Genomic DNA, 25,434 nt, shown 5'->3' on the forward strand with positions numbered 1-25,434 from the left:
CGTCAAAGCATGTCGGAACACGGCTCAAAGCGTGTGGTGGTCTGGGGTACCGGCTTCGTCGGAAAGATGGTGATCGCCGAGATCGTCAAACATCCGCTGTTCGAATTGGTGGGCGTCGGCGTCAGCAACCCGAACAAGGTCGGCCGCGACGTCGGCGAGATCTGCGGAATGGGCGAGAAGGTGGGCATTCTCGCGACCGACGACATCGACGCGCTGATCGCGCTGAAGCCCGATGCGCTGGTGCATTATGGCCCGACGGCCATGCACGCCAAAGAGAACATCCTGCTGATCACCCGGTTCCTGCGCGCCGGCATCGACGTGTGTTCGACGGCGATGACCCCGTGGGTGTGGCCGACGATGCACCTGAACCCGCCGAACTGGATCGAGCCGATCACCGAGGCCTGCGAACTGGGCGAGTCGTCCTGCTTCACCACCGGCATCGACCCCGGATTCGCCAACGACCTCTTCCCGATGACGCTGATGGGCCTGTGCTCCGACATCCGGCGCGTGCGCGCGTCGGAACTGCTCGACTACACCAACTACGAGGGCGACTACGAATTCGAGATGGGCATCGGTCGCGAGCCCGAATTCAAACCCATGCTGCAGGACCGCGACATGCTGATCTTCGCGTGGGGCGCCACCGTCCCGATGATCGCCCACGCCGCCGGCATCATGCTCGACGAGATCACCACCACCTGGGACAAGTGGGTGACGCCGACGGAGCGCAACTCCGCCCGGGGCGTCATCAAACCCGGCCACGTCGCCGCCGTCCGGTTCACCATCAACGGCGTGTATCAGGGCGAGACCCGCATCCAGCTCGAACACGTCAACCGCATCGGACTCGACGCCGCCCCGGACTGGCCGACGGGCCACGACAACGACGTCTACCGCGTGGACATCGAGGGGACCCCGAGCATCTTCCAGGAGACCGCGTTCCGGTTCACCGACGGCTCCGGGCGGGACGCGGCCGCGGCCGGCTGCCTGGCGACTGGGCTGCGGGCCCTCAACGCGGTGCCGGCGGTCAACGACCTGCGGCCCGGCTGGGTCACCCCGCTCGACCTGCCGCTCATCGCCGGCGCCGGCAACATTCGCTGACCGGCGCACAGCGGCCACATAGCTGCCGCCGACACCGGATACAGGTTTTGGCGGCACAATGATCGTTTAGGCAATGGGCGCTGGCCGGGCGCGAATTGGTGCTGCGAGCAACGGGGATCGAACTATGGCCAATGGAGCCGGGACCGCACTGGGCCTATCGATCGGAGTCACCAACCTGGCGGCCGCGACCGCCGATAACGCCATCACCCGCAAACCCGTCCTGACGCTGTATCCGGACCGCCCCGCCGAGATCGGCATCCCCGCCGAAAACCCCGGACTGCAAGGGCCGGGCGTGGTGGTCACCGGCTTCGTGAACCGCATCGGCGACCCGCGCGGCCTCGTGGCCCCCGACGGCTCGGTGCACCGCAGCGAGGTGTTACTCGCCGACGGGTTACGGGCGCTGGCCTACGCCGCGACGGGCGGACGCCCCCTGCCCGACGACGTCGCGGTCACCTACCCGGCCCACTGGGAGTCGCCCGCGGTGGAGGCCCTGGGCGCCGCGCTGAGCGAGATCCCCGAATGGTCGGGCCGCGCGCGCCCCATCCTGTTGATTCCCGACGCCGCCGCGACGCTGCTCGCGGTGCGGGCCCACCCGGGCATACCCGCGCGCGGGACCGTGGCGGTGTGCGATTTCGGCGGCAGCGGCACCAACATCACGTTGATGGACGCCGACGGCGACTACCGGGCGCTGGCGCCGACCGTGCGGCACCACGATTTCTCCGGCGACCTGATCGACCAGGCGCTGCTGGGCGTCGTCGTGGCCAACATGCCGACCACCGGCGCATTCCCCACGGGCACTGCGGCGATCGGCTCGCTGAGCCGGCTGAGGAGCGGCTGCCGGGTCGCCAAGGAACAGCTGTCCTCGAGCACCGCGACGACGCTGACCAACGGGCTCACCGGGGCGCGCGGCGAAATCCGGCTCGCCCGACACGAACTCGACGACGCGATCCGCCCGGCGCTCACCGGCCTCCTCGCGCGGCTGGATGAAACGTTGGCGCGCAACGGAATCCGCGACCTCGTCGCGGTGGTCGCGGCGGGCGGCGGGGCGAACCTGCCGGCCGTCACCACCACGCTGGCGCGGCATTTTCGCGTCCCGGTCGCCACCACGCCGCGGCCCCAACTCGCCGCGGCCGTCGGCGCCGCCTTGCGGGTGGCGCGCGGCGCCGGCGACGCGACGTCTGCGGCACCCGCCGCCCCCGCCACCGCGACGGCCCGGGCGGCAAGACCGGATCGCACCGCGACCGCCCAGGTGCCGCCCGCGAATCCCGCGCCCATGCCGATCCGGGCCTGGTCGGCCACGGCTCACCAGTCGCGCGTCGTACCGGACGGCGTCGCGCCCGACGCGGACGCGGCGACCACTCGCATCGCCGCCCCGGCCGCGCGGCGCAAGGGGCTGTTCGCGCGGTGGCGCCTGCTGCCGGCGGCCGCGCTCCTGATCACCGCCGCGGCGGTGCTGCTGGTGGGCACCGCGCTGGCCGTCGGGCTCAACTCGCAGGACAAATCGGCGACGACGCCCGCGCCCGCGCTGACCACGACGCCGGCCGCGCCGGCGCCGCAAAGCGCGACCGCCGAACCCGGGCCCGTGGACGTTCCGGTGCCGTCGACCTCCGATACCAACCCGCCGGCCGAGACCGAGACGCCGATGACCACGACGCCGCGGGCAACTCCTCAGGCGGCCCCGCCCGCACCTCCGATAGCACCACGCCGCGCGGCGCTCCCGCCGATTCCACCGATACCCGTGCTCAACGAGCCCATCCCCGGGCTCGACCGGGTCAACCAGATCATTCAGGAGATCCAGGGCGGCCTGGGCATCAACGCGTTGCCTGCCCACTGACCCGCGTTCGGGAATTACCTTTCGGTGATACCTTTTTCGCCCTTGTTCTCCGCGGTCGCGGCTTCCCTCAGCTTCTCGTTGAGGGCCTTGTCCTTGTCGATCTGTTCCTGCAGGTCCTTTTCCTCGCGACCCTCGTCGGCATTCGCCTGGGCGTCCGTGCCCTCGGCGACTTCGTGCTTGGGATTGCCGTCCTCGTCCAGCCACTCGTTGACCGCGGTGCCGGACACGCTTCCGCCGGTGCCGGGCAGCACGATGGTGGGCTTGTCCTCGTAGGCCTCCATCATTTTGGCGGCCTCTTTTTTGTCGTCCTCGTCCGGCTCCGGCTTTTCGGTCAGTCGTTGCTCGTCGTCCTGACCGGACGATTTATCGTCCTGCACGCTCATGCAGCTACCCCCTTGCATCGCAGATTCGACGATTGCTGGGGATTACCCGTTGCGCGGCCGTGCCGAAACTCTCCTCAGCGCGACCCGTCGCCCTTGACCAGCACAACCAGGGCCTGCGGGATCCGCATCGGCTCGGGTGCGCTTGACAGGCGCTCGGCGACCGCGTCCTGCAGCTGCTCGATGAATTGCCCGGCCCGCGGGTCGTGGATGCCGCCGTCGAGCGCGCGCACCAGGGCGGGGAACAGCGCGGCCCGCGCGAACGCCGCCCACTGCGCACCGAAGGCGTGCGCGTCGTGGTCGGTCTGGAAGCGGGCCCAGAACCGATCCTCGGCGTTGAAGATCTCGAGGTGCTCGATCATCAGGCCTTCGAACCGCCCCTTGGGCGCGAACGGGGCGCGAAAGTCCTTCTCGTTGCGGGCGAAGGTGGGAATGGTCATGCGCCGCAGCTCATCTGGGTTCAGCAGGCCGTCGTGTGCCTGTTCGTCCAGCGCCCCGACGATCGCGTCGAGCAGCGGCGCGAAGCCCGCCGTCTCGTCCTCGTCGGCGGCCAGCGTCAGCGCGACCACCCGGCCCGCCGGCGCCAGTTCCCGCCCGCGAAACGCCACGAAGTTATGCCAGTCCAGCGCGGCCTGGTCGGAATAGGCGGACCGCACCGCGTCGTCGGTGGTGCGCGAGACGTGCACGTGATCGGGCACCTCGCAGGGTGTTCGGCTCAGCCACTGCGTCGCCCAGGACGTCCAGCCCAGGTTGACGGTCTTGGACGGCACGATCTGGTTGTAGAAGGACCGGCCGATCGCCGAGGTGAACGTGGCCCCGTCGAGGTGCAGGTAGCTTTCCGGGTCGTCGGCCACCGTGCCGAACAACGCGGTGAAGTCGTTGTGCGGTACGTCGGTGTGCGCCACCAGGATTGCGTGGTCGTGGCTGGTGCGCCGGCGCAGCACCGTGATGGCCGACGACAGCGGTCGCAGCGAATTGTGGCCGTTGGCGGCGCCATAGTCGGCGAGGACGATGGGCTGCGGCGAGCGGGGCAGTGCAACGTGTTCCGCGGCCCGCTCGAACACCGCGATCGCCTTCGCCAGGCCGGCAGCCCGCAGCCGCGACGCCTCGGTGAAGGTCGGCTCGGGGCGGACCACAATGCTCGATTCGGGCATCGGCGGTTCGGGCTGCATAGGGCAACGATAATGGTTGGGCCGGTGGTCAGTTCGGCGTGCAGATCAGTGGCCGCGCGCCACCCACTCCTCGTAGTGCACGATCTCGTCGCCGATGGTGGTGCTGTCGCCGTGGCCGGTGTGCACCACGGTGTCGCCGGGCAGGGTACCGAGCCGCCCGGAGATCGACTGCAGAATCGTCGGGAAATCCGAATAGGAGCGGCCGGTCGCGCCCGGCCCGCCGGAGAACAGGGTGTCCCCGCTGAACACCACACCGAGCTCCGGCGCGTACCAGCACACCGAGCCGGGGGAGTGCCCGGGCGTGTGCAGCGCCAGCAGCTCGGTGCCGGCGACATCGATCGTGTCGCCGTCGGCGATCGTGCGGAAGTCCTTGTCCGGGTGTGTCATTCGCCACAACACGTCGTCGCCGGGGTGCAGGAGGACCGGCGCGTCCAGGGCCGCGCCGAGTTCGGGCGCCACCGTGACGTGGTCGTTGTGACCGTGGGTGCACACGACCGCGATCACGTTGCGTTTGCCGACGGCGGCCAGGATGGGCTCGGCGGCGTGCGCGGCGTCGAACACCACGACGTCGGAATCGCCGCCGACGATCCAGATGTTGTTGTCGACTTCCCAACTGCCGCCGTCGAGTTCGAACGTTCCGTGGGTGACCAGGCCCTCGACGGCGTTGTCCGCGGCCGCCATCAGAGCACCACCACCGAGCGCAGCACCTCGCCGCTGTGCATCCGGTGGAACGCCTCCTCGATGTCGCCGAGCCCGATGCGTTCGGAGACGAACTGCTCCAGCGGCAGCCGGCCCTGCAGGTACAGGTCGATCAGCGTGGGGAAGTCGCGTTCGGGTAGGCAGTCGCCGTACCACGACGACTTCAGCGAGCCACCGTGGCTGAAGAAGTCCACCAGCGGCATCTCCAGCGTCATGTCGGGGGTCGGAACACCAACCAGCACAACGGTTCCGGCGAGGTCGCGGGCGTAGAAGGCCTGCTTGTACGTTTCGGGGCGGCCCACCGCGTCGATCACCACGTTGGCGCCGAACCCGTCGGTGAGGTCCTGGATGGTCTTGACCACATCGAGTTCGCGGGCGTTGACGGTGTGCGTGGCGCCGAACTTGCGGGCCCAGTCCAGCTTGGTGTTGTCGGTGTCGACGGCGATGATGCGCCGCGCGCCCACCAGCGCCGCGCCGGCGATCGCCGCATCGCCGACGCCGCCGCAGCCGATCACCGCGACGGTGTCGTCGCGGTTGACCGCGCCGGTGTTGATCGCCGCGCCCAGCCCGGCCATCACGCCGCAGCCCAGCAGCCCGGCGACCGCCGGGTCGGCCTCCGGATTGACCTTGGTGCACTGGCCGGCCGCCACCAGCGTCTTGTCGGCGAACGCCCCGATGCCCAGGGCGGGCGTGAGCTCGGTGCCGTCGGTCAGCGTCATTTTCTGGGTGGCGTTGAAGGTGTCGAAGCACAGGTGCGGCCTGCCGCGCTTGCAGGCCCGGCACTGGCCGCACACCGCGCGCCAGTTCAGGATCACGAAGTCGCCCGGCGCCACATCGGTCACCCCGGGGCCGACGGCCTCGACCGTGCCGGCGGCCTCGTGGCCGAGCAGGAACGGGTACTCGTCGTTGATGCCGCCCTCGCGGTAGGTCAGGTCGGTGTGGCACACCCCGCACGCGATGACGTCGACCAGCGCCTCGCCCGGCCCGGGGTCCGGGACGACGATGTCCACCAGTTCGACGGGTTCGCCCTTCTTGCGTGAAATCACGCCGCGCACTGTCTGACTCATGGCCTCCAACCTACTGTTTGCCGCCATACATCTCGCGGCGGGCTGTCCACCCATCGGGCCGGTGTAGCGTCGCAGGGCGTGACGGCTTGGGAGACCACCGAAGAATTCACCGAACGAATCGCCGCGACCCTCGACGGCGCCAGCCTCACGATCTTGCTGAGCATCGGGCACCAGACCGGCCTGCTGGACACCATGGCCGGACTCGCGCCGTCGACCAGCGCGCAGATTGCCGAGGCGGCCGGGCTCAACGAGCGCTACGTGCGCGAGTGGCTGGGCGGCATGACCACCGGCCACGTCGTCGAGTACGACCCCGACACCGCCACCTACTGGCTGCCCGCCCACCGCGCCGGCGTGCTGACCCGCGCCGCCGGGCCCCAAAACCTCGCCGTGGTAGCCCAATTCCTGCCACTGCTCGGCGAGGTCGAGCAGAAAATCATCGGGTGTTTCCGGGCCGGCGGTGGCCTACCCTACAGCGAGTTCCCGCGCTTCCATCAGCTGATGGCCGAGGAGAGCGGCGCGATGTACGACGCCTCGCTCGTCGACGTCGTGCTGCCGTTGGTGGACGGCCTCGTCGAGCGGCTGCGCGCCGGCGCCGACGTGGCGGACTTCGGCTGCGGCAGCGGCCACGCGATCAACGTGATGGCACAGGCGTTTCCGGCGAGCCGCTTCACCGGCATCGACTTCTCCGAGCAGGCCATCGCCACCGGAATCCGCGAGGCCGCCGACCGCGGCCTGACGAACGCCACGTTCGAAAGCCACGATCTGCCCGAGTTGGACAAGATCGAGGCCTACGACGTCATCACCGTGTTCGACGCCATCCACGATCAGGCTCGGCCGGCGCGGGTGCTGGAGAACATCTACCGGGCGCTGCGGCCCGGTGGCGTCCTGCTGATGGCCGACATCAAGGCGTCCAGCCGGCTGGAGGAAAACGTCGGCGTGCCGATGAGCACCTACCTGTACACGACGTCGCTGATGCACTGCATGACGGTGTCGCTGGCATTGGACGGCGCCGGGCTGGGCACCGCCTGGGGAACGCAACTGGCCGTCGCGATGCTCGGCGATGCCGGGTTCGACGACGTGCGGGTCGCCGAGATCGAAGCGGACCCGATCAACAACTACTACATCGCACGGAAGTGATGGCGGCCCTCGACGCTCTGGCCGACTGGCCGGTCGGGGCAGCGGCCGCCGCCGTCGTCGGGCCGAGCGGCGTGCTGGCCGGCCACGGCGACGCCGAGCGGGTGTTCGAGCTGGCCTCGGTGACCAAGCCGCTGGCGGCCCGGGCCGTGCACGTCGCCATCGAGGAGGGCGCCGTCGACCTGGACATGGCCGCCGGCCCGCCCGGTTCCACCATCCGCCACCTGCTGGCGCACACCTCGGGTCTGTCGATGCACTCCGAGAAGGTGCTGGCCGCGCCCGGCGCCCGCCGCATCTACTCCAACGAGGGCTTCACCGTGCTGGGCCAGACCGTGGAACGCGAGACCGGCATCGACTTCGCCCGCTACCTGGCCGAGGCGGTCTGCGAGCCGCTGGGCATGGCGGCGACCCGGCTCGACGGGGGCGCGGTGGCCGCCGGGTTCGGCGCGACCTCGACCGTGGCGGACCTGGCCGCGTTCGCCGCGGACTTGCTGCGCCCGGTGACGGTCTCGGCAGGCCTGCACGCCGAGGCCACGACCGTGCAATTTCCCGGTCTGGACGGCGTTCTGCCCGGATACGGGGTGCAGCGGCCCAACGACTGGGGGCTCGGATTTGAGCTGCGCGACGCGAAATCGCCGCACTGGACCGGCGCGCGGAACTCGGCGCGAACGTACGGCCATTTCGGCCAGGCAGGCGGGTTTATCTGGGCAGATCCGGAGATCGACCTCGCGCTGGTGGTGCTTACCGACCGCGAATTCGGGGAGTGGGCGCTGCGGCCGTGGCCGGACATTTCCGACGCCGTGATAGCCGAATACAGCTAATTCGGACTGCACACTAGCGCAACACGGGTATCACGAGGCACAATAGACACGCACGACACAGAAAAAATCGAAGATTTCAGCAAGCTGCCCTGCTTGTCGGGTCCACAGGCCGTTGGGGAAGACGTCCCTCGTGGAACCGAAGGAGCAGGAAATGCGAGCGTCGAATCAATTCGCCGACGTGACGACCGGCGTGGTGTACGTGCACGCTTCGCCCGCGGCGGTGTGCCCGCATGTCGAGTGGGCGTTGTCGTCGACCCTGGGGGCCAAGGCGAACCTGAACTGGACGCCCCAGCCTGCGATGCCCGGTCAGCTGCGCGCCGTCACCAACTGGGTCGGTCCCGTCGGCACCGGCGCGAAGTTGGCCAACGCGTTGCGTTCCTGGTCCGTGCTGCGGTTCGAGGTCACCGAGGACCCCAGCCCCGGAGTCGACGGCCATCGGTTCAGCCACACCCCACAGCTCGGCTTGTGGAGCGGGGCGATGAGCGCCAACGGCGACATCATGGTCGGGGAGATGCGGCTGCGCGCGATGATGGCCCAGGGCGCCGACACCCTGGCCGCCGAACTGGATTCCGTGCTGGGCACGGCCTGGGACGAGGCGCTCGAGGCGTATCGCGACGGCGGCGACGGCGGCGAGGTGAGCTGGCTGAGCCGGGGGGTCGGTTAGTCGGTTGGCGGCGCGCCTGAGCGCTTCTCTGCAAGCACTCGGCGACTCTCCAGACAGCTAGCGCTTCTGGTTCCCGGAGAACGCGACCTATCGCTTGGCCGGCCGCAGGATCTGCAGCGCGCCCGGTACCACCGAGATCTCGGCCGGCAACGGGCACGCGAAGTCTCCGTCGGCGTAGACGTTGATGCCGGGGCACTCGACGTGGATCGATCGGGCCCGCGCGGTGCTCACCTCGTCGAGGTCGACGTGCGTGCCCTTCATCACGGTGGGGAACAGGCGGACCAGCTTGGTGCGGGATGCCGAGTGCACCATGGTGATGTCGAGCAGGCCGTCGGTGTAATCGGCGGCCGGACAGATCCGCATCCCGCCGCCGTAGCTGCGGGTGTTGCCGAACGCGGCCAGCGTGATGTCGGCGTTGATCTCTCGCGTGCCGTCGAGCTCCATGCGAAAGGGTAAGAGCCGCAACTGGGATAGCTCGGCGAGCATTGCGGCGTAATAGCGCAGCCGTCCGTGCGGCCAGCGCATCCGGTTGGCGCGATCGGTGACCAGCGAATCGAAGCCGGTGGCCGCCACGGTGCCGAACCATTTGCTTACCCCGTCGCTATCCGTAATCCGGCCCAGGTCAATGGTTTCGGACCAGCCGTCGACGATGACGTCCGCGGCCGCCTCGGCGTCCTGGGTGGGGATCCCGAATGCGCGGGCATGGTCGTTACCGGTCCCGGCGGGGACGATTCCGGCGGGAATGTCGGTGCCCGCCAACACCTGCAGCGCATTGGAGAACACGCCGTCGCCGCCGGTCACCATGACCGCGTCGGCGCCCTTCTCCAGCGCCGCGGCGACCAGGTGCCGCGCGTCTTCGGCGTCGTCGCCGACGATTTCGACGACCTCCACGCCCCGCTTGTGCAGGCGGGCGATCGCGAGCTGGGCGGCACGCACGGCGGCGCCGTGCCCCGAGACCGGGTTGGTCAGCGCGATCACCTTGCCGATCTCGCGCCGGCGCAGCGGTGTCACGGAATCAGCTTGCCGGGATTGAGGATTCCGGCCGGATCCAAAGTCGCCTTGACCGCGCGTAACACCTGCACTCCCAACTCGCCGATCTCGTCGCGCATCCACGGCCGGTGGTCGGCGCCGACCGCATGGTGGTGGGTGATCGTCCCGCCGGTGGCCATGATCGCATCCGAGGCGGCCTTTTTGGCGGTCTTCCACTGCTCGATCGGATTGCCGCGCTGCCCCGCGACGACGGTGAAGTACAACGATGCGCCGGTGGCGTAGACGTGCGAAATGTGGCACATCACCAGCGCCGGGGTGCCGGTCTCGGCGAGCGAGTCGGTAAGTGCCTGGGTGACAGCGGCTTTCAGCGCGGTGACGTTCGACCAGTCGGTGGCGGTCTCCAGCGTCTCGCACAGGGCACCGGCCGCGAGCAGCGAGTCGCGCAGGTAGGGAGCGCCGAACCGGCCGCGCTCCCACGCCCGCGCGGGTCGCTCGCCCAGCGAGGTTCCGCCACGAGCCGCGAGCAGCGCGCCGGTTTCGGCGTGCCGGCTTTCGACGTGCTCCTCGGTGCCCTCGAACATGGTGATGGCCAGGCATCCGCCGGTGATCTGGGACTCGCCGATCGCCTCGGTGGTGGCCAGGTTGACCCCCGTCTCGGCCTCATCGGACAGGCGAACGACGGTGGGGCCGGTGGCATTCTGGGTGATGGCCCGCAGGGCCGCGGCGCCGGTCTCGAAGTCGGGGAACGACCAGGCCTCGTAGCGCACGGCCGCCGGGGCGCGGTGGACCCGCAGCCGCACCCGGGTGATGACGCCCAGGGTTCCTTCCGAGCCGATCAGCAGCTGGCGCAGGTCGGGGCCCGCGGCCGATTCCGGTGCGCGACCCAGATCCAGGGTGCCCACCGGGGTGATCACGCGCAGCCCGCGCACCATGTCGTTGAACCGGCCGTAGCCCGCCGAGTCCTGCCCGGAGGAGCGGGTCGCGGCGAAGCCGCCGATGGTGGCGTACTCGAAGCTCTGCGGGAAATGGCCGAGCGAAAACCCTTGCGCGCCAAGGAGTCGTTCGGCGTCGGGCCCGGTGATGCCCGCTTCGAAGACGGCCTGGCCGGACACCTCGTCGAGCGAGATCAGTCGATCGAGACGACGCAGGTCGAGCGAGACGACGGCGCCGAACTCGCCGCGATGCGGATTCAGGCCGCCGACCACGCTGGTGCCCCCGCCGAAGGGGACGACGGCGATGCGGCGCTCGCTGCAGTGCCGCAGGATCGCGGCGACGTCGTCCTCGTCGGCGGGTAGTAGCACGGCATCGGGCGCGTCCTGCGGGCCGGGTTGAGTGCGGTTGAGCAGGTCGACGGTGGACTTGCCGCCGGCATGCAGCAGCCGATCGGAGTCCGCGGTGCGGCAGTAGTCGGCGCCGACGATGGCGGCCAGCGCCTCGCGGTCCGTCGGCGACAACGCCGACGGGCGCAGTTCCACCTGGTCGGGCTGCAGTTCGGCCGCGGGGGACCCCTCGACCCCCACAGCCTGCTGCAGCAACGACCGGATCCCTTCCGAGAGGGGCTTGGCCGCGGCGGGATCTCCCCACGCGTTCCATTTCATGGGCGGTAAGAGCCCCTCGGGATGCGTCATGCGTTACAGTATTACATATGTTGTCAATCCGTAACGAGCTGGATGTCGGTGAGCGGATCCTCGCGGCGGCCGCCAGCTGTGTGGTCGACTTCGGTGTGGACCGGGTGACCCTCGCCGAGATAGCCCGACGCGCGGGGGTCAGCAGGCCGACGGTGTACCGGCGCTGGCCGGACACGCACTCGGTGGTCGCGGCGCTCTTGACCCGGCACGTCACCGACGCGATGAGCGACGCGCCCCTGCTCGGCGACGACCGGGAATCGCTTGTGCGACAAATCGTTACGGTGGCCGACCTGCTGCGCCGCGACCAGCTGGTGACGTCGGTCCTGCACTCGGAGCTCGCGACCACCTACATCACCGAGCGGCTCGGGACCAGCCAGCGCATGTTGATCGAGGCCCTGGCCGCCCGCCTCCGAGTCGCCCAGCGCCACGGCAGCGTCCGGGGCGGCGACCCGGTCCAGATGGCCACCATGGTGTTGCTGATCGCGCAGTCGACCATCCAGTCGGCGCGCATCGTCGAACCGATGCTCGACGCCGACGCCCTGACCGCCGAACTTGCCCACTCGCTGAACGGATACCTGTCGTGATCCCCGACCCGACCGCCCTGAACGCCGCGCGGCGCACCGCCGACCTGACCGCGCTCGCCGAGGGCGAGCCGTTGGACGTCGTGGTGATCGGCGGCGGTATTACCGGCGCGGGGATCGCGTTGGACGCCGCGGCGCGCGGGCTGCGGGTGGCGCTGGTGGAAAAGCACGATCTGGCGTTCGGCACCAGCCGCTGGAGCTCCAAACTCGTCCACGGCGGGCTGCGCTACCTGGCGACCGGCAACGTCGGCATCGCCCGCCGCAGCGCCATCGAGCGCGGAATCCTGATGACCCGCAACGCCCCCCACCTCGTCCGGGCGATGCCGCAGCTGGTGCCGCTGCTGCCGTCGATGGGCCCGGGCACGCGGGCGCTGGTGCGGGGTGGGTTCCTGGCCGGTGACTGTTTGCGGGCGCTGGCGGGCACGCCGGCCTCGACGCTGCCCCGGTCGCGGCGGGTGTCGGCACGGCGCGTCGTGGAGATGGCGCCGACCGTGCGACGCGACGGCCTCGACGGCGGATTCCTGGCCTACGACGGACAATTGATCGACGACGCCCGACTGGTCACCGCGGTCGCGCGCACCGCGGCGCAGCACGGCGCCCGGATTCTCACCTACGTCTCGGCTTCCCAGGCCACCGGCACCTCGGTGCGGTTGACCGATGCGCGCACGGGCGAGTCCTTCGACGTCACGGCTCGTGCCGTCGTCAACGCGGCCGGGGTGTGGGCGGGGGAGATCGACGCGTCGCTGAAGTTGCGGCCCAGCCGCGGCACGCACCTCGTGTTCGACGCCGCCGCGTTCGGCAATCCGACTGCGGCGCTGACGATTCCGATTCCCGGCGAGCTAAACCGCTTCGTGTTCGCCATGCCCGAACAGCTGGGCCGGGTCTACCTGGGCCTGACCGACGAGGCGGCGCCCGGACCGATTCCTGACGTGCCCCAACCGTCGGTCGACGAGATCACGTTCCTGCTCGACACCGTGAACACCGCGTTGGGGACCCGGCTCACCGCCACCGACGTGATCGGCGCCTACGCCGGTCTGCGCCCGCTGATCGACACCGGCGATGGGCGCACCGCCGACGTCTCCCGCGAACACGCCGTCGTCGAATCGGCGTCCGGGGTGATCAGCGTGATCGGCGGCAAGCTGACCGAATACCGTTACATGGCACAGGATGTGCTGGATCGCGCCGTCCGGGTGCGGCGACTGCGCGCCGCGAAATGCCAGACCCGCAACCTGCCGCTGATCGGGGCGCCGGCCAACCCGGGGATCACGGCGGCGCCGGACGTTGGGCTGCCCGAGTCGCTGGTGTCGCGCTACTGCGCCGAGGCGGCCAAGGTCGTCGCGACCGCCACCTGTGAGCGGCCCACCGAGCCGGCCGCCGACGGCATCGACGTGAGCCGTGCGGAATTCGAGTACGCGATCACTCACGAGGGTGCGCTGGAAGTCGGCGACATCCTCGACCGGCGGACGAGGATCGGCCTGGTGCCGCGCGACCGGGAAAGGGCCGTCGCGGTGGCCGAGGAGTTTCTGGCGCGGTTCGGCTAGGGCGCCCTTCTCATGTCTTCGTACCACTCGCCCGATCCGCTTGTTGCACACGGCGATTGCGGCCGCGCCCGACCAGGCCGCCGTCGGCGGTGAACAGGGCGGCGCCGAGGGGGATGCCGCCCTCGGCCAGCCCGGGCCGCGGTTCCTCGAACGCGATGTGCAGCATTGCCGGTGCTGAGAGGCTCACGTGTTGATCCTCCACTACGCTGCGGTGCAGGGATAGCGATCTCGATACTTGGGATTTGCGCATCGGGAAGGGGCGAGATGGCGTCTCGTGTTCCTGTGCTCATCGTCGGCGCCGGCGCGGCCGGGCTCGCCACCTCCGCTCTGCTCGCCAAGTACGGGGTTCGGTCGATGCTGATCGAGAAGCGACGCGAAGTCTTCATCTATCCGAAAGCCCGTAACCTGAGCTTTCGCAGCCTGGAGATCTTGCGCGGACTGGGGTTGAGTGACCAGGCGCACGCGGTCGCCGACGGTGTTTCCGCCATGGTGGTCAAGCCGACGCTGAACAGCGTGGACCAAGCGCCCGCCATGGACGTCGACGCCATCTTCGCGCCCTTCGCGGGACTCAGCCCGGAACCGCCCGCGCAGTATTGCCCGCAGAGCAAGCTAGAGCCGATGCTGCTGGTCGATACCCGCCGGCGAGGAAGCGAGGTCCGTTACGCCACGGAGCTGGTGTCGCTGGAACAGGACGAAGCCGGTGTGACAGTGCTTGTGCGGCAGCGTGATTCGCGAAATACCGAGACGGTGCGGGCCCAATACCTCGTCGCCGCCGACGGCGTGCACAGCCCCATCCGCGACTCGCTCGGTGTGACCACGTCGGGGTACGGCGCGCTACCGATCTTTGTCCTCTTCGTCTACTTCAAGGCGCCCTGGAGACGGTTCGTTCCGGGTCTGCGCGATGGGGACGGCGTGCAGGTCAAGAACCCCGACGTGGACGGGATCTTTCTGGTGGCCGAGGGCGACCTCGGCATGTTCATCACCACCTACCTGCCGAGAGAAGGGGAAACCGCCGAGCAATTCACCCCCGAGCGGTGCGTCGAGCTGCTCACCAAGGCCGTCGGCGAGCCGATCGACATCGACGTCATCGAGATTGTGCCGTGGCAACCGTACGAGCGAGTCGCTGACCAATTTGCCTGCGGGCGAGTGTTTTTCGTTGGCGACGCCGCCCACACCATGCCACCTTTCAAGGCCGGGGGCGCCAACACCGCCATCCAGAGCGCGGACAACTTGGCCTGGAAGCTCGCCGCGGTGGTGAACGGCTTGGCCGATCCCGCCTTGCTGAGCACCTATCACGCCGAGCGGCACCCGGTCGGACGCTTCAACGCGCGCCAGTCGCTCACCGGCCCGTCGTTGGCGCTGCTCAGGCTGGACGACGACCGGCCCCAATTGCCGCCGGACGAGGAGGCGCCGATATTCGCGTTGTTGGCGGGCTATCAATACCGCTTGGCCGCAGTCATTTCCGGTGCGCCGGTACCCGCGGACCCGGACGCCGTGGCGGTGGTGGAGGAGCTGCGGGGGCAACCGGGCACAAGGGTTCCGCACGTGTGGGTGCGCGACGGGGTGTCGACGCTCGATCTGCTGGGCCCCGGGTTCACCGTATTGGCCACCGACGAGCGATGGTGTGCCGCAGCCGCTTCGGCGTCGGTGGCCGCGCATCGCATCGATGGCGACGAGTGGGCGACGATAACCGGGCTCGGGCCTTATGGGGCGCTGTTGGTGCGCCCGGACGAATTTGTCGCGTGGCGCGCGGAGACGCTGCCGGCCGATCCGGAAAGCGCACTACGCCAAGCGCTCTCGACGATCCTGGGCCGGCCGCGGGCGTAACGTGGCGGCGACTTCTGTCGCGATTTTTCGCCGTGGCGTTACGTCCGCGGTAAGTAGGTGACTTACAGCGGGATGTTCTTGTGGCGGCCGCGGCGCGCGGGCGCCTGCGCCAGCGCCTCGGTGAGCTTGCTGCGGGTGTGCGACGGGTCGATCTTCTCGTCGACCACGCCGATCTCGATGGCGCTGTCCACGCCGCCCGCGATCCGTTCGTGCTCGGCGGCCAGTTCGTCGTGCAGCGCCTCCCGCTCGTGTTCGGGAGCGGCGGCCAGCTTCTTCTTGTGCAGAATGCCCACGGCGGCCTTCGCGCCCATCACCGCGACCTCGGCGTCCGGCCAGGCGTACACCTTGGTCGCGTTGAGCGAGCGGGAGTTCATCGCAATGTAGGCCCCGCCGTAGGTCTTTCGGGTGACCAGGGTGACACGGGGAACCGTGCACTCGCCGAACGCGTGCAGGAGCTTGGCGCCGCGGCGCACCACGCCGCCCCACTCCTGGTCGACACCGGGCAGATAACCCGGCACGTCGACGACCACCACCAGCGGGATGCCGAACGCGTCGCACAGACGCACGAAACGTGCCGCCTTCTCGGCGCTTTCGGAGTTCAGGCAGCCGCCGAGGCGCAACGGGTTGTTGGCCAGCACGCCGACCGTGCGGCCCGACAGCCGGCCCAGCCCGATCACCATCGACGGCGCCCAGTTGGCCTGGAACTCGTCGAACGGCGTCTCGTCGTCGAGGATCGCGGTCACGATCGGGCGCACGTCGTAGGCCCGCCGCGCCGACTCGGGCAGCAGCGCGTGGATGTCGGTGTCACCGGCCTCGGCCTTGTTGCGGTCGAAATGGCCCTGCTGGCAGAACAATCCGACCAGCCGGCGGCCGCGCTCGTAGGCGTCGAGCTCGTCGTCGGCGACGATGTGGCACACCCCGGACTTCTTGTGGTGGGTCTCGGGACCACCGAGCGACGCCATGTCGACGTCCTCGCCGGTGACGCTGCGCACCACGTCCGGACCCGTGACGAACACCCGGCTTTCCGGCGCCATGACGACGACGTCGGTCAGCGCCGGCCCGTAGGCGGCGCCGCCGGCCGCGAAGCCGACGACCACCGAGATCTGCGGGACGTAGCCGGACGCCCGGATCATCGCCTCGAACACCAGGCCCACCGCGTGGAGTGCCTTCACGCCCTCGGCCAGCCGGGCCCCGCCGGAGTGCCAGATGCCCACGATCGGGCTCTGCTCCTCGATGGCGGTGTCGTAGGCGTTGACGATGTGCGTGCAGCCCTCGATGCCCATGGCGCCGCCCATCACGGTGCCGTCGGTGCAGAACGCGATGGTGCGCACACCGTTCACGGTCCCGGCGGCGGCAAGCACGCCGGAGCGGTCACGCTCGTGCAGCAGTTCGACGCTGTCGTCGTCGAAGAAATTGCTCAAGCGCAACAGCGGGTCGCGGGGGTCGAGCGACTCGCCAACCGCCTCGGGGGCCGTGATAGTCATCGCAGGTCTCCTGATTCCGGTGTGTTGCTTGGGATTTAGTACCGCCCGAAGGCGATGGCCACGTTGTGTCCGCCGAATCCGAACGAGTTGTTGATGGCGTAGTCGTAGTTGCCGGGGCGGGGTTTGCCCGCCACCACGTCCAGGTCGATCTCGGGGTCGAGGTTTTCCAGGTTCAGTGTGGGCGGGACGACCTGGTCGCGCAGCGCGAGCACGGTCAGGATCGATTCCACGGCACCCACCGCGCCCACCGAGTGGCCCAGGGCCGCCTTGGGTGCGTAGACGGCCGCGTTGCCGCCGTGGGGGCCCAGCGCGTTGTTGATGGCTTTGCCCTCGGCGACGTCACCGACCGAGGTGCCGGTGGCGTGCGCGTTGACGTGACCAATGTCGCTGGGGGACAGGCCGGCGAGCTGGATGGCGCGGGTCATCGCGTGCCCGGCGCGTTCGCCGTTGGGGTCCGGGGCGACCATGTGGTAGCCGTCGGAGGTGATGCTGGCGCCCATGATGCGGGCCAGGATGTTGGCGCCGCGGGCCTTGGCGTGCTCTTCGGTTTCGATGACCATCAGGGCGCCGGCCTCGCCGAACACGAAGCCGGTCCGGTCGCGGTCGAACGGGCGACAGGCGCCGACCGGGTCGTCGTTCTTGGTGGACATCACGATCCGCATCTGCGCGAACGCCGCGATCGGCACCGCTTCGATCCGGGTCTCGACGCCACCGCAGATCGCGATGTCGGCCTCCCCGAACACGATGTTGCGCCACGCCTGGGCGATGCCCTCGGAGCCGGACGCGCACGCCGAAATGGGCGTGAGGACCCCGGCTTTCGCGTGCCGTTCCAGGCCCACCGCCGCGGCCGCCCCGTTGGGCATGTACTTCTGCACGCCGAGCGGGGAGACGGCCTTCATGCCACGAGCGCGCATGTCGTCGTAGCTGAAGACCATCTCCTCCGACGAACCCAAACCGGTACCGATCGACACCAGCAGGCGGTCGCTGTCGACCTCGGGCGAGCCGGCGTTCTCCCAGACCCGCCGGCTCAAGATGGTCGACATCCGCTGCAGGTAGCCCGACCGGCGCAGCTCGACGCGGGTCAGCTGGCTATCGAACTCCTCTAACAGATGACCGCCGATGCGCACCGGCAGGTCAAACTCCTCGACGAACGGATCCTCGAGTTTGCGGATACCACTTTGGCTGTCCAGCAACAGCTTCCAGGTGGTCTCGGCGTCAGTCGCCAGTGCGGTCGTCATGGCAACGCCAGTGACGACCACGTTCGGGAGTGTCTTCCCGGTAACCAGCTCTGTCATGGGTCTTGCGAACGTTCCTTTCGTGCTTCGTGGTGATCGCTCTCCCGGCGAGGGCGGGGGAAGCGGGTCACCACCTTCCGTGGTGTCCGGCTCCTCCTCGGGCCCTTTGCGGCCCGCGTCGTCGCCGGACGCCAGCTTTAGTAACGCCCGAAGGCGAGTGCCACGTTGTGGCCACCGAAGCCGAACGAGTTGTTGATCGCGTAACGGAAATCGCCGTAGCGAGGTTCGCCCGCAACAACATCCAGGTCGATCTCGGGATCGGGGGTTTCGTAATTCAGGGTGGGCGGGATGACGCCATCGCGCAGGCTCAGCACCGTGAGCACCGACTCGAGAGCCCCGACCGCACCGATCGAGTGGCCCAGCGCCGACTTCGGCGCGTAGACCGCCGCCTGCTGGCAACCGGCGACCCGGATGGCGTTGGCCTCCGCGGTGTCACCGATCGGCGTGGCGGTCCCGTGGGCGTTGACGTGGTCAACGTCCTTGGGGGACAACCCCGCCAGCTCGAGCGACCGCGTCATCGCCCGACCCGCACGCACACCGTCGGCCGCGGGGGCCACCATGTGGAACGCGTCCGACGTGATGCCGGCGCCCATCAACCGGGCCAGCGGCTTGGCGCCGCGGGCCTTGGCGTGCTCCTCGGTCTCGATGAGCATCAGCGCCCCGGCCTCACCGAACACGAAGCCGTCGCGGTCCTTGTCGAACGGCCGCGATGCGCGCTCGGGCTCATCGTTGCGAGTCGACATGGCCCGCATCATCGAAAACGCCGCGATCGGCAGCGCCTCGATGGGGCCCTCGACGCCACCGCACACGGCGACGTCGGCGTCACCCATGACGATCTGGCGCCACGCGTGGGCGATCGCCTCCGAGCCCGACGAACACGCCGACACCGGGGTGATCACCCCGGCGCGGGCGCCGAGCTGCAGACCCACCACGGCGGCCGCGCCGTTGGGCATGATCATCTGCACGGCCAGCGGCGACACCTTGCGGGGGCCGCCCTCGTTCATCAGGTCGTAGCTCTCCACGATCCTTTCGGCGCCACCGAGGCCGGTGCCGACCACGACCGAGAACCGGTCGGGGTCGAGCTCCGGGTTGCCGGCGGTCTCCCACAGCTGGGTGCTGAGCATCTTGGCCAGCCGCTGGACGTACGACATCCGCCGCATGTCGAGCCTGCTCATCTGCTCGTCGATGGGCTCCTTGAGGTGTCCACCGATCTTGACGGGCAGGTCCCACTTGGTGATGTAGTCGTCTTCGAGGACGTGGATGCCGCTTTCGCCGGCCAACAAACCCTTCCACGTGCTCTCGACGTCCGGCGCGATCGACGTCGTCGCCGTGACGGCGGTTACCACAACGCTGGGGTAACCGCCGTTAGCAGTGGAAGGCTTACTCACTTGGTGTCCGCTTCCAGCCTTGCCTTGACGTTGGCGACCGCGTCGGGGTTCTCGGTCTCCAGCTTGGCGCGCAGCGCCTCGGCAGCTTCGGGGTTCTCTTCCTCGAGCTTCTGGATGTAGGAGACGACGTCACCGACGGTGCGCAGACCGGCGAGGTCCTCGTCCGGGATCTTGACGCCGTACTTGTCCTCCGTCTGCACGGCGATCTCGACCATCGACAGCGAGTCGATGTCCAGGTCGTCGACGAACGACTTCTCCGGGGTGACCTCGGAGGGCTCGATACCGGTTACCTCTTCGATGATCTCGGCGATACCGGCGATGATTTCTTCCTGGCTGACAGCCACAGCGTGCTTCCCTTCGTAATGTGTTGTGAGTTAGTCGAACTGACGTGTTATGTGGTTGTACTGGATGCGGCTGACTTACAGCTCAGCCAAAGCCTCCAGGTCTGCGGGCGACTTGACGGCACGAGCCGTAACTCCCCGAAGTTCTCGTTTGGCGATACCGGTGAGCGTGCCCGCAGGCGGGAACTCCACGGCCGCACCAACTTCCAGCTCGCGCAGCGTCGCGGTGCACAGGTCCCAGCGCACCGGCTGGGTCAGCTGAGCGACGAGCGCCTCCATCGCCGCGGCGGCCGAGGTGACGGGCTTGCCGTCGCGGTTCGACAGCAGCGTCGCGGTGGGCTCGGCCGTCTGGACGGCGGCCGCCGCGGCGGCGTAGCCGTCGAGCGCCGACGCCATGTACTTGGTGTGGAACGCGCCGGCCACACCCAGCGCGCGCACCCGGGCCTTGGCCGGGGGGTCTTCGGCGAGCTTCTCCAGCGCGGCCAGCGATCCGGCGGCGACGATCTGCCCGGCGGCGTTGCGGTTGGCGGGGAACAGGTCGAGCTGCTCGAGGCGGGCCAGGACCTCGGCCTCGTCACCGCCGAGCACCGCGGACATGCCGGTGGGCTCGACGGCGCACGCCTTGGCCATCTCGGCGCCCCGCGTGGCGGCCAGGGCGACGGCGTCGTCCGCGGCCATCACGCCCGCGATCGCGTAGGCGGCGATCTCGCCGACCGAGTGGCCGGCCACGACCAGGTCCTGACCGGCGAGCAGACCGCGCTTGGCCAGCTCCTGGTGGGCGAGCAGCGTGGCGGCGACGACCAGCGGCTGGGTGACCGCGGTGTCGGTGATCTCGTCGGTCGATGCGGTGGTGCCCAGGCGCACGAGGTCGAGGCCACTGGCCTTGGACCACAGCGCCAACTGGTCAGCGGCGCCGGCGAGCTCCAGCCATGGCGAGAGCATCCCCTCGGTCTGCGAACCCTGTCCGGGCGCAAGCAATGCAATCACGTGTTTAAGAGAACACTGTGGAAACGGTTTTGGCGGGTGTAACAGATTATGAACCTCGTCTTAGGTTTTTGTGTACACCCTACAAAACGGCTCCGTAAGCTACGGGTTTGATATCGTCCCGCGACCTGTCGCCTGGGTCACTATCACCCGGTTTGACCGGCGACAGCCCCTTTGAGCGGCAGCGGAACCGCGGGCATGGCGTTGTTGGCGGCGCTGGGGGGATTCGTCGGATAGTTGAGTTGGCCCACCGTCGCCGCCACTCGCAGCACATATGCATCACGCGGCTGCATGGGATCACGGCCGGTGAAGTCGGTGATCCGCTTGAGACGGTAGCGCACCGTGTTTGGATGAACGAACAACTTTCTGGCACAAGCTTCAATCGCGCCGCCACAATCTAAGTAAGCGTCAAGAGTCTCGATCAGCGTCGGACCGGCGTCGGCCAACGGCCCCATCACGTCAGTGTGCAGCGCCACGATCGCCGACGCGTCGCCCATCAAGGCCCGCTCCGGCAGGAGCTCACGGGCCGGCACGGGGCGCGGCGCCCCGCGCCAACCGCCGACGGCGTTCATCCCGGAGATGGCCTCGCTGGCGCTGTGATAGGCCGCCGTCAGCATCGGCGCCGTCGGCCCGACCACCACGGGGCCGTCGGCGAACGCGACCAGCAGATCGCCGAGAAACTTGTCGGTTGGCGACAATTGCCCGGACACGATGGCGACCAGCCAGGTGCCGTGCACGTCGGTGAGGGCCGCGCGGCCGTGTTGCGCGGCGATGTCGCGGACGCGCTGACTCGCGCGCTCACTGTCGCCCGGGCCGGTCGACCCGTCGCGTCCGGGGGCCGGGGTTCCGACCACCACCGTCGCCGGCGCCGTGGTGTCCCAGTTCAGCGCCGCCGCCCGGGACAGCAGCTCCGGGCCGGTGTCGCCGCGGACCACCGCGTCGACCACGCTGGCCTCCATCCGGCTGTCCCAGGTGCCGCGCGCCTCGGCCGCGTCGGCGTACGCGCCGGCCGCGGTGAACGCCAGGTCGCGGGTGTACTTCAGGATGCCCACGGTCAGCGCGGTCAGCTGCTCCTCGGAGCGGGCCAGCAGCGGGACCACCTCCTCGAAGATGTCCATGGTGACGCGGACCATGTCGACGCTGTGGCGCAACGCGATGCGGCGCTGCAGCTCCTGGGGCACCAGCTCGAAGGCCTGCGCGGTGTAGCTGACGTTGCTGTGCGGATCTTGCATCCACTCGACGAAGTTGACGACGGCCGTCTGCACCACCAGCGCCACGCTGGCCCGCTGGGACGCCTCCAGGTCGGCGAAGAACGGCAACCGATCCTGCATGGCGGCGACCGCCTCGGTGGCCAGCCGCCCGGAGTACTGCTTGAGCCTCCGCAGCACCGATTCGGGCACCGCGTCCAGGTTTTCCAGCGGCGACCGGGGGTGCTTGGCGAACGGACCGGCGAAGGGGTTGTCACTCACCCCTAAAACCTACGCGACTTTTCTGGAAGTTTCCGCCAAAGGCGGCGCGTGGCGCCTGCGGGGTGGGTCCCCTCGGGCGCCGAGCGTGACGCTGGTGTCACGCTCGACGCCCAACGTGACGCTGGCGTCACGCTCGGTAAGGGGGCCCAAGGGGTGAATGGCCCGGGGAACGGCCCGGCGGGCGACCGCCGCCCTTAGGCCACGCCCGGGTCGGACGTCTGCTCCGGGGCGGCCTGGACGTCGTCGATCCGATACTGGCGGGCGGCGGCGACCGGCACCGAGGGGTCGATCTCGCCGTCGCGCGCCAGCGCCTCGAGCACGGCCACCACCTGCGACTCGGCGTCGGTGTTGAAGTAGCGCCGCGCCGCGGGCCGGGTGTCGGAGAAGCCGAACCCGTCGGTGCCCAGGGTGACGTAGGTGCCCGGCACCCACGGCCGGATCTGCTCGGGAACCGCACGCATCCAATCCGAGACAGCGACCACCGGGCCGACGGCGTTCGACAGGGCCTGGGTGACGTACGGGACGCCGGCCGGCCGGTCCGGGTGGCGCAGCCTCGCCCTGTCCATCGCGACGCCGTCGCGGTTCAACTCGCCCCAACTGGTCACCGACCACACGTCGGCGGCGACGTCCCATTCGGCGGCCAGCATCTTCGCGGCGTCCAGGGCCGCCGGCATCGACACCCCCGACGCCAGGATCTGTGCCTTGTTGGCGCGCTGCTCGGTGGCGGCGTGGTAGCGGTACAGGCCCCGCAGCACGCCCTCGGGATCGAAGTTTTCCGGCTCGGGCGGCTGCACGTACGGCTCGTTGTAGATGGTGATGTAGAAGAACACGTTCTCGGGGTCCTGCCCGAACATCCGGGCCAGCCCGCTTTCCACGATGTAGGCGATCTCGTAGGCGAACGCCGGATCGTAGGCGACCACCGCCGGATTGGTGCTCGCCAGCAGCAGCGAATGCCCGTCGGCGTGCTGCAGCCCCTCGCCGGTCAGCGTGGTGCGTCCCGCGGTGGCGCCCAACAAAAAGCCGCGCGTCATCTGGTCGGCGGCCGCCCACAGGCCGTCACCGGTGCGCTGGAACCCGAACATCGAATAGAAGATGTAGATCGGGATCATCGGCTCGTTGTGCGTCGCATACGACGTGCCGGCCGCGATGAACGACCCCACCGACCCCGCCTCGTTGATGCCCTCGTGCAGGATGTGGCCGACTTCGCTTTCCTTGTAGGCCAACATCAGATCGGCGTCCACGGCGGTGTACAGCTGGCCGTTGCGGTTGTAGATCTTCAGCGACGGGAACCACGAGTCCATGCCGAAGGTGCGGGCCTCGTCGGGAATGATCGGGACGATCCGCGGCCCAACCTCCTTGTCCCGCAACACTTCCTTGAAGGTGCGCACCGTCGCCATGGTGGTGGCGACCTCCTGGGTTCCCGATCCCTTCTTCAGCGCGGCGTAGATGTCGCGGCTGGGAAGCCGCAACGCCTTGGCCTTCGTCGGGCGCTCGGGAACGTAGCCGCCGAGCGTGCGCCGGCGGTCGATCATGTAGCGGATCTCCGGGGCGTCGGAGCCGGGGTGGAAGTAGGGCGGCAGGTACGGATCCTCTTCCAGCTGAGCGTCGTTGATCGGTATCCGCATGGCGTCGCGGAAGTCCTTGAGGTCTTGCAGCGCAAGCTTTTTCATCTGATGCGTGGCGTTGCGGCCCTGGAAGTGCGCGCCCAGCGAGTAGCCCTTGATGGTCTTGGCCAAGATCACCGTGGGCTGCCCCTTGTGGTCGACGGCGGCCCGGTAGGCGGCGTAGACCTTGCGGTAGTCGTGGCCGCCGCGCTTGAGATTCCAAATCTCGGAGTCGCTCATGTTCGCGACGAGCGCCTTGGTGCGCGGGTCGCGCCCGAAGAAGTGGTCGCGCACGTAGGCGCCGTCGTTGGCCTTGTAGGTTTGGTAGTCGCCGTCGGGCGTGGTGTTCATCAGGTTCACCAGCGCGCCGTCGCGGTCGGCGTGCAGCAGGGCATCCCACTCGCGTCCCCAGACCACCTTGATGACGTTCCAGCCGGCGCCGCGGAAGAACGACTCGAGTTCCTGAATGATCTTGCCGTTGCCGCGCACCGGGCCGTCGAGGCGCTGCAGGTTGCAGTTGATCACGAACGTCAGGTTGTCCAGGCCCTCGAGCGCGCCGACGTGCAGCAGGCCGCGGCTTTCCGGCTCGTCCATCTCGCCGTCGCCCAAGAAGCACCACACGTGCTGGTCGGAGGTGTCCTTGATGCCGCGGTCGTGCAGGTAGTGGTTGAACCGGGCCTGATAGATCGCGTTCATCGGGCCCAGACCCATCGACACCGTGGGGAATTCCCAGAAGTCGGGCATCAGCCGCGGGTGGGGGTAGGACGGCAGGCCGCCGCCGGGGTGGCTGTGCTCCTGGCGGAAGCCGTCGAGTTGGTCGGTCGTCAGCCGCCCCTCCAGGAACGCCCGCGCGTAGATCCCCGGGGACGCGTGGCCCTGGATGAACACCTGGTCCCCACCGCCGGGATGAGACTTGCCGCGGAAGAAGTGGTTGAAGCCGACCTCGTAGAGCGCCGCGGACGACGCGTAGGTCGAAATGTGGCCTCCCACACCGACTCCCGGGCGCTGGGCGCGGTGCACCATGATGGCGGCGTTCCAGCGGATCCACGCCCGGTAGCGCCGTTCGACGTCCTCGTCGCCGGGGAACCACGGCTCCAGTTCGGTCGGGATGGTGTTGACGTAGTCGGTGGACGTCAGCGACGGAATGGCAACGCGCTGCTCGCCCGCCCGTTCCAGCAGCCGCAACATCAGGTAGCGCGCCCGCGACGGGCCGGAGCGCTCCAGCAGTTCATCGAAGGACTCCAACCACTCCGAGGTCTCTTCGGGATCGATGTCGGGGAGGTAGGAAGCCACCCCCTCGCGGATCACCCGGACGCGGTCGGGTTCGGTGGCGTTGTTGGGACTTGTGGCCAGGTCGTGGCGCACGAATTCGGTTGTCAACCCACTACTCCTGTAATTGGCGGGATGTGTGACGTGAGGGCGGGTCGCACCCTCTC

Annotated in this window: 21 protein-coding genes and 1 pseudogene; 8 read left to right on the forward strand and 14 right to left on the reverse strand. The window is 69.1% G+C overall.

Features of this window, described 5'->3' with window-relative positions; translation table 11 throughout:
- Window positions 1-9: 9 nt before the first annotated feature.
- Together AC0KS4_RS08510 and AC0KS4_RS08515 are read left to right on the forward strand one after the other, a co-directional pair.
- Window positions 10-1,095, forward strand: a complete 1,086-nt coding sequence (locus AC0KS4_RS08510) for an NAD(P)H-dependent amine dehydrogenase family protein (RefSeq protein WP_238957830.1) — start codon at window positions 10-12, stop codon at window positions 1,093-1,095.
- Window positions 1,096-1,219: 124 nt separating this feature from the next.
- On the forward strand, window positions 1,220-2,929 hold the full coding sequence (locus tag AC0KS4_RS08515) for an Hsp70 family protein (RefSeq protein ID WP_238957831.1): 1,710 nt from the start codon (window positions 1,220-1,222) through the stop codon (window positions 2,927-2,929).
- Between the two features lie 14 nt (window positions 2,930-2,943).
- Here AC0KS4_RS08515 and AC0KS4_RS08520 read toward each other — a convergent pair whose 3' ends face one another.
- From AC0KS4_RS08520 to AC0KS4_RS08535, 4 genes are all read right to left on the reverse strand, one after another.
- Window positions 2,944-3,312, reverse strand: a complete 369-nt coding sequence (locus AC0KS4_RS08520) for a hypothetical protein (RefSeq protein WP_225328994.1) — start codon at window positions 3,310-3,312, stop codon at window positions 2,944-2,946.
- Window positions 3,313-3,386: 74 nt separating this feature from the next.
- Entirely contained in the window at window positions 3,387-4,481 is a 1,095-nt protein-coding gene (locus AC0KS4_RS08525; RefSeq protein ID WP_238957832.1) for a class I SAM-dependent methyltransferase, read from the reverse strand.
- 45 nt (window positions 4,482-4,526) lie between these two features.
- A complete protein-coding gene (locus AC0KS4_RS08530; RefSeq protein WP_238957833.1) occupies window positions 4,527-5,162 on the reverse strand; it encodes an MBL fold metallo-hydrolase in 636 nt (211 codons plus the stop codon).
- Window positions 5,162-6,247 carry an S-(hydroxymethyl)mycothiol dehydrogenase gene (locus AC0KS4_RS08535; protein ID WP_238957834.1) on the reverse strand — a complete coding sequence of 362 codons (1,086 nt, stop codon included), beginning with the start codon at window positions 6,245-6,247 and terminating at the stop codon, window positions 5,162-5,164. Before AC0KS4_RS08535 ends, AC0KS4_RS08530 begins: the two co-directional genes overlap by 1 nt.
- 78 nt (window positions 6,248-6,325) lie before the next feature.
- Between AC0KS4_RS08535 and AC0KS4_RS08540 the strand changes: the two genes are divergently transcribed.
- The 3 genes from AC0KS4_RS08540 to AC0KS4_RS08550 all read left to right on the forward strand — a co-directional run bounded on the left by AC0KS4_RS08540 (window position 6,326) and on the right by AC0KS4_RS08550 (window position 8,866).
- Complete coding sequence (locus AC0KS4_RS08540; protein WP_238957835.1) at window positions 6,326-7,384, forward strand: class I SAM-dependent methyltransferase; 1,059 nt, start codon at window positions 6,326-6,328, stop codon at window positions 7,382-7,384.
- Entirely contained in the window at window positions 7,384-8,202 is an 819-nt protein-coding gene (locus tag AC0KS4_RS08545; protein WP_238957836.1) for a serine hydrolase domain-containing protein, read from the forward strand. Before AC0KS4_RS08540 ends, AC0KS4_RS08545 begins: the two co-directional genes overlap by 1 nt.
- Window positions 8,203-8,353: 151 nt before the next feature.
- Window positions 8,354-8,866, forward strand: coding sequence for a DUF3145 domain-containing protein (locus AC0KS4_RS08550; protein WP_038538591.1), 513 nt, complete (start codon window positions 8,354-8,356; stop codon window positions 8,864-8,866).
- An 87-nt stretch (window positions 8,867-8,953) separates the two neighbouring features.
- Here the strand turns inward: AC0KS4_RS08550 and AC0KS4_RS08555 are convergent, their stop codons facing one another.
- Both AC0KS4_RS08555 and AC0KS4_RS08560 read right to left on the reverse strand, forming a co-directional pair.
- Window positions 8,954-9,877, reverse strand: a complete 924-nt coding sequence (locus AC0KS4_RS08555; protein ID WP_225329000.1) for a diacylglycerol kinase — start codon at window positions 9,875-9,877, stop codon at window positions 8,954-8,956.
- On the reverse strand, window positions 9,874-11,454 hold the full coding sequence (locus tag AC0KS4_RS08560; RefSeq protein WP_338341744.1) for an FAD-binding oxidoreductase: 1,581 nt from the start codon (window positions 11,452-11,454) through the stop codon (window positions 9,874-9,876). Before AC0KS4_RS08560 ends, AC0KS4_RS08555 begins: the two co-directional genes overlap by 4 nt.
- A 47-nt stretch (window positions 11,455-11,501) precedes the next feature.
- Between AC0KS4_RS08560 and AC0KS4_RS08565 the strand changes: the two genes are divergently transcribed.
- Both AC0KS4_RS08565 and AC0KS4_RS08570 read left to right on the forward strand, forming a co-directional pair.
- Window positions 11,502-12,068, forward strand: coding sequence for a TetR/AcrR family transcriptional regulator (locus AC0KS4_RS08565; RefSeq protein ID WP_225329002.1), 567 nt, complete (start codon window positions 11,502-11,504; stop codon window positions 12,066-12,068).
- Window positions 12,065-13,606, forward strand: a complete 1,542-nt coding sequence (locus AC0KS4_RS08570) for a glycerol-3-phosphate dehydrogenase/oxidase (RefSeq protein WP_472408508.1) — start codon at window positions 12,065-12,067, stop codon at window positions 13,604-13,606. Before AC0KS4_RS08565 ends, AC0KS4_RS08570 begins: the two co-directional genes overlap by 4 nt.
- 34 nt (window positions 13,607-13,640) lie before the next feature.
- Here AC0KS4_RS08570 and AC0KS4_RS08575 read toward each other — a convergent pair.
- A pseudogene (locus AC0KS4_RS08575) lies at window positions 13,641-13,772 on the reverse strand (nucleoside deaminase); the annotation flags it as partial.
- A gap of 98 nt (window positions 13,773-13,870) precedes the next feature.
- On the opposite strand from AC0KS4_RS08575, the gene AC0KS4_RS08580 reads away from it, so the two are divergent.
- Window positions 13,871-15,433, forward strand: coding sequence for an FAD-dependent monooxygenase (locus AC0KS4_RS08580; protein ID WP_238957837.1), 1,563 nt, complete (start codon window positions 13,871-13,873; stop codon window positions 15,431-15,433).
- A gap of 62 nt (window positions 15,434-15,495) precedes the next feature.
- Here the strand turns inward: AC0KS4_RS08580 and AC0KS4_RS08585 are convergent, their stop codons facing one another.
- The 7 genes from AC0KS4_RS08585 to aceE form a co-directional block, all read right to left on the reverse strand.
- Window positions 15,496-16,917, reverse strand: coding sequence for an acyl-CoA carboxylase subunit beta (locus AC0KS4_RS08585; protein ID WP_225329004.1), 1,422 nt, complete (start codon window positions 16,915-16,917; stop codon window positions 15,496-15,498).
- Window positions 16,918-16,952: 35 nt separating this feature from the next.
- Window positions 16,953-18,212, reverse strand: coding sequence for a 3-oxoacyl-ACP synthase KasB (gene kasB / locus AC0KS4_RS08590; RefSeq protein ID WP_225329005.1), 1,260 nt, complete (start codon window positions 18,210-18,212; stop codon window positions 16,953-16,955).
- A 137-nt stretch (window positions 18,213-18,349) separates the two neighbouring features.
- Window positions 18,350-19,600 (reverse strand): 3-oxoacyl-ACP synthase KasA, encoded by a 1,251-nt coding sequence (kasA, locus tag AC0KS4_RS08595; RefSeq protein ID WP_225329006.1) that lies wholly within the window; start codon window positions 19,598-19,600, stop codon window positions 18,350-18,352.
- Entirely contained in the window at window positions 19,597-19,944 is a 348-nt protein-coding gene (acpM, locus tag AC0KS4_RS08600) for a meromycolate extension acyl carrier protein AcpM (RefSeq protein ID WP_008255908.1), read from the reverse strand. The genes kasA and acpM overlap by 4 nt, the downstream gene beginning before the upstream one ends.
- A gap of 75 nt (window positions 19,945-20,019) precedes the next feature.
- Window positions 20,020-20,928: an ACP S-malonyltransferase gene (locus AC0KS4_RS08605; protein ID WP_238957838.1), complete on the reverse strand. Its 909-nt coding sequence runs from the start codon at window positions 20,926-20,928 to the stop codon at window positions 20,020-20,022.
- A 143-nt stretch (window positions 20,929-21,071) separates the two neighbouring features.
- Window positions 21,072-22,394, reverse strand: coding sequence for a PucR family transcriptional regulator (locus tag AC0KS4_RS08610; protein WP_238957839.1), 1,323 nt, complete (start codon window positions 22,392-22,394; stop codon window positions 21,072-21,074).
- Between the two features lie 194 nt (window positions 22,395-22,588).
- A complete protein-coding gene (aceE, locus tag AC0KS4_RS08615) occupies window positions 22,589-25,378 on the reverse strand; it encodes a pyruvate dehydrogenase (acetyl-transferring), homodimeric type (protein ID WP_238957840.1) in 2,790 nt (929 codons plus the stop codon).
- Window positions 25,379-25,434: the final 56 nt, after the last annotated feature.

The organism is Mycobacterium sp. NTMscope_MAC_12 (assembly GCF_976985675.1).

What these genes read in the sequence shown, in the direction of transcription:
- AC0KS4_RS08585 (WP_225329004.1), bottom strand. Translation starts at nt 16,917, where the DNA reads ATGACTATCACGGCCCCCGAGGCGGTTGGCGAGTCGCTCGACCCCCGC.
- kasB (WP_225329005.1), bottom strand. Translation starts at nt 18,212, where the DNA reads ATGACAGAGCTGGTTACCGGGAAGACACTCCCGAACGTGGTCGTCACT.
- AC0KS4_RS08525 (WP_238957832.1), bottom strand. Translation starts at nt 4,481, where the DNA reads ATGCAGCCCGAACCGCCGATGCCCGAATCGAGCATTGTGGTCCGCCCC.
- AC0KS4_RS08580 (WP_238957837.1), top strand. Translation starts at nt 13,871, where the DNA reads ATGGCGTCTCGTGTTCCTGTGCTCATCGTCGGCGCCGGCGCGGCCGGG.
- AC0KS4_RS08530 (WP_238957833.1), bottom strand. Translation starts at nt 5,162, where the DNA reads ATGGCGGCCGCGGACAACGCCGTCGAGGGCCTGGTCACCCACGGAACG.
- AC0KS4_RS08560 (WP_338341744.1), bottom strand. Translation starts at nt 11,454, where the DNA reads ATGAAATGGAACGCGTGGGGAGATCCCGCCGCGGCCAAGCCCCTCTCG.
- AC0KS4_RS08565 (WP_225329002.1), top strand. Translation starts at nt 11,502, where the DNA reads ATGTTGTCAATCCGTAACGAGCTGGATGTCGGTGAGCGGATCCTCGCG.
- AC0KS4_RS08510 (WP_238957830.1), top strand. Translation starts at nt 10, where the DNA reads ATGTCGGAACACGGCTCAAAGCGTGTGGTGGTCTGGGGTACCGGCTTC.
- AC0KS4_RS08520 (WP_225328994.1), bottom strand. Translation starts at nt 3,312, where the DNA reads ATGAGCGTGCAGGACGATAAATCGTCCGGTCAGGACGACGAGCAACGA.
- AC0KS4_RS08545 (WP_238957836.1), top strand. Translation starts at nt 7,384, where the DNA reads ATGGCGGCCCTCGACGCTCTGGCCGACTGGCCGGTCGGGGCAGCGGCC.
- AC0KS4_RS08535 (WP_238957834.1), bottom strand. Translation starts at nt 6,247, where the DNA reads ATGAGTCAGACAGTGCGCGGCGTGATTTCACGCAAGAAGGGCGAACCC.
- AC0KS4_RS08515 (WP_238957831.1), top strand. Translation starts at nt 1,220, where the DNA reads ATGGCCAATGGAGCCGGGACCGCACTGGGCCTATCGATCGGAGTCACC.
- AC0KS4_RS08550 (WP_038538591.1), top strand. Translation starts at nt 8,354, where the DNA reads ATGCGAGCGTCGAATCAATTCGCCGACGTGACGACCGGCGTGGTGTAC.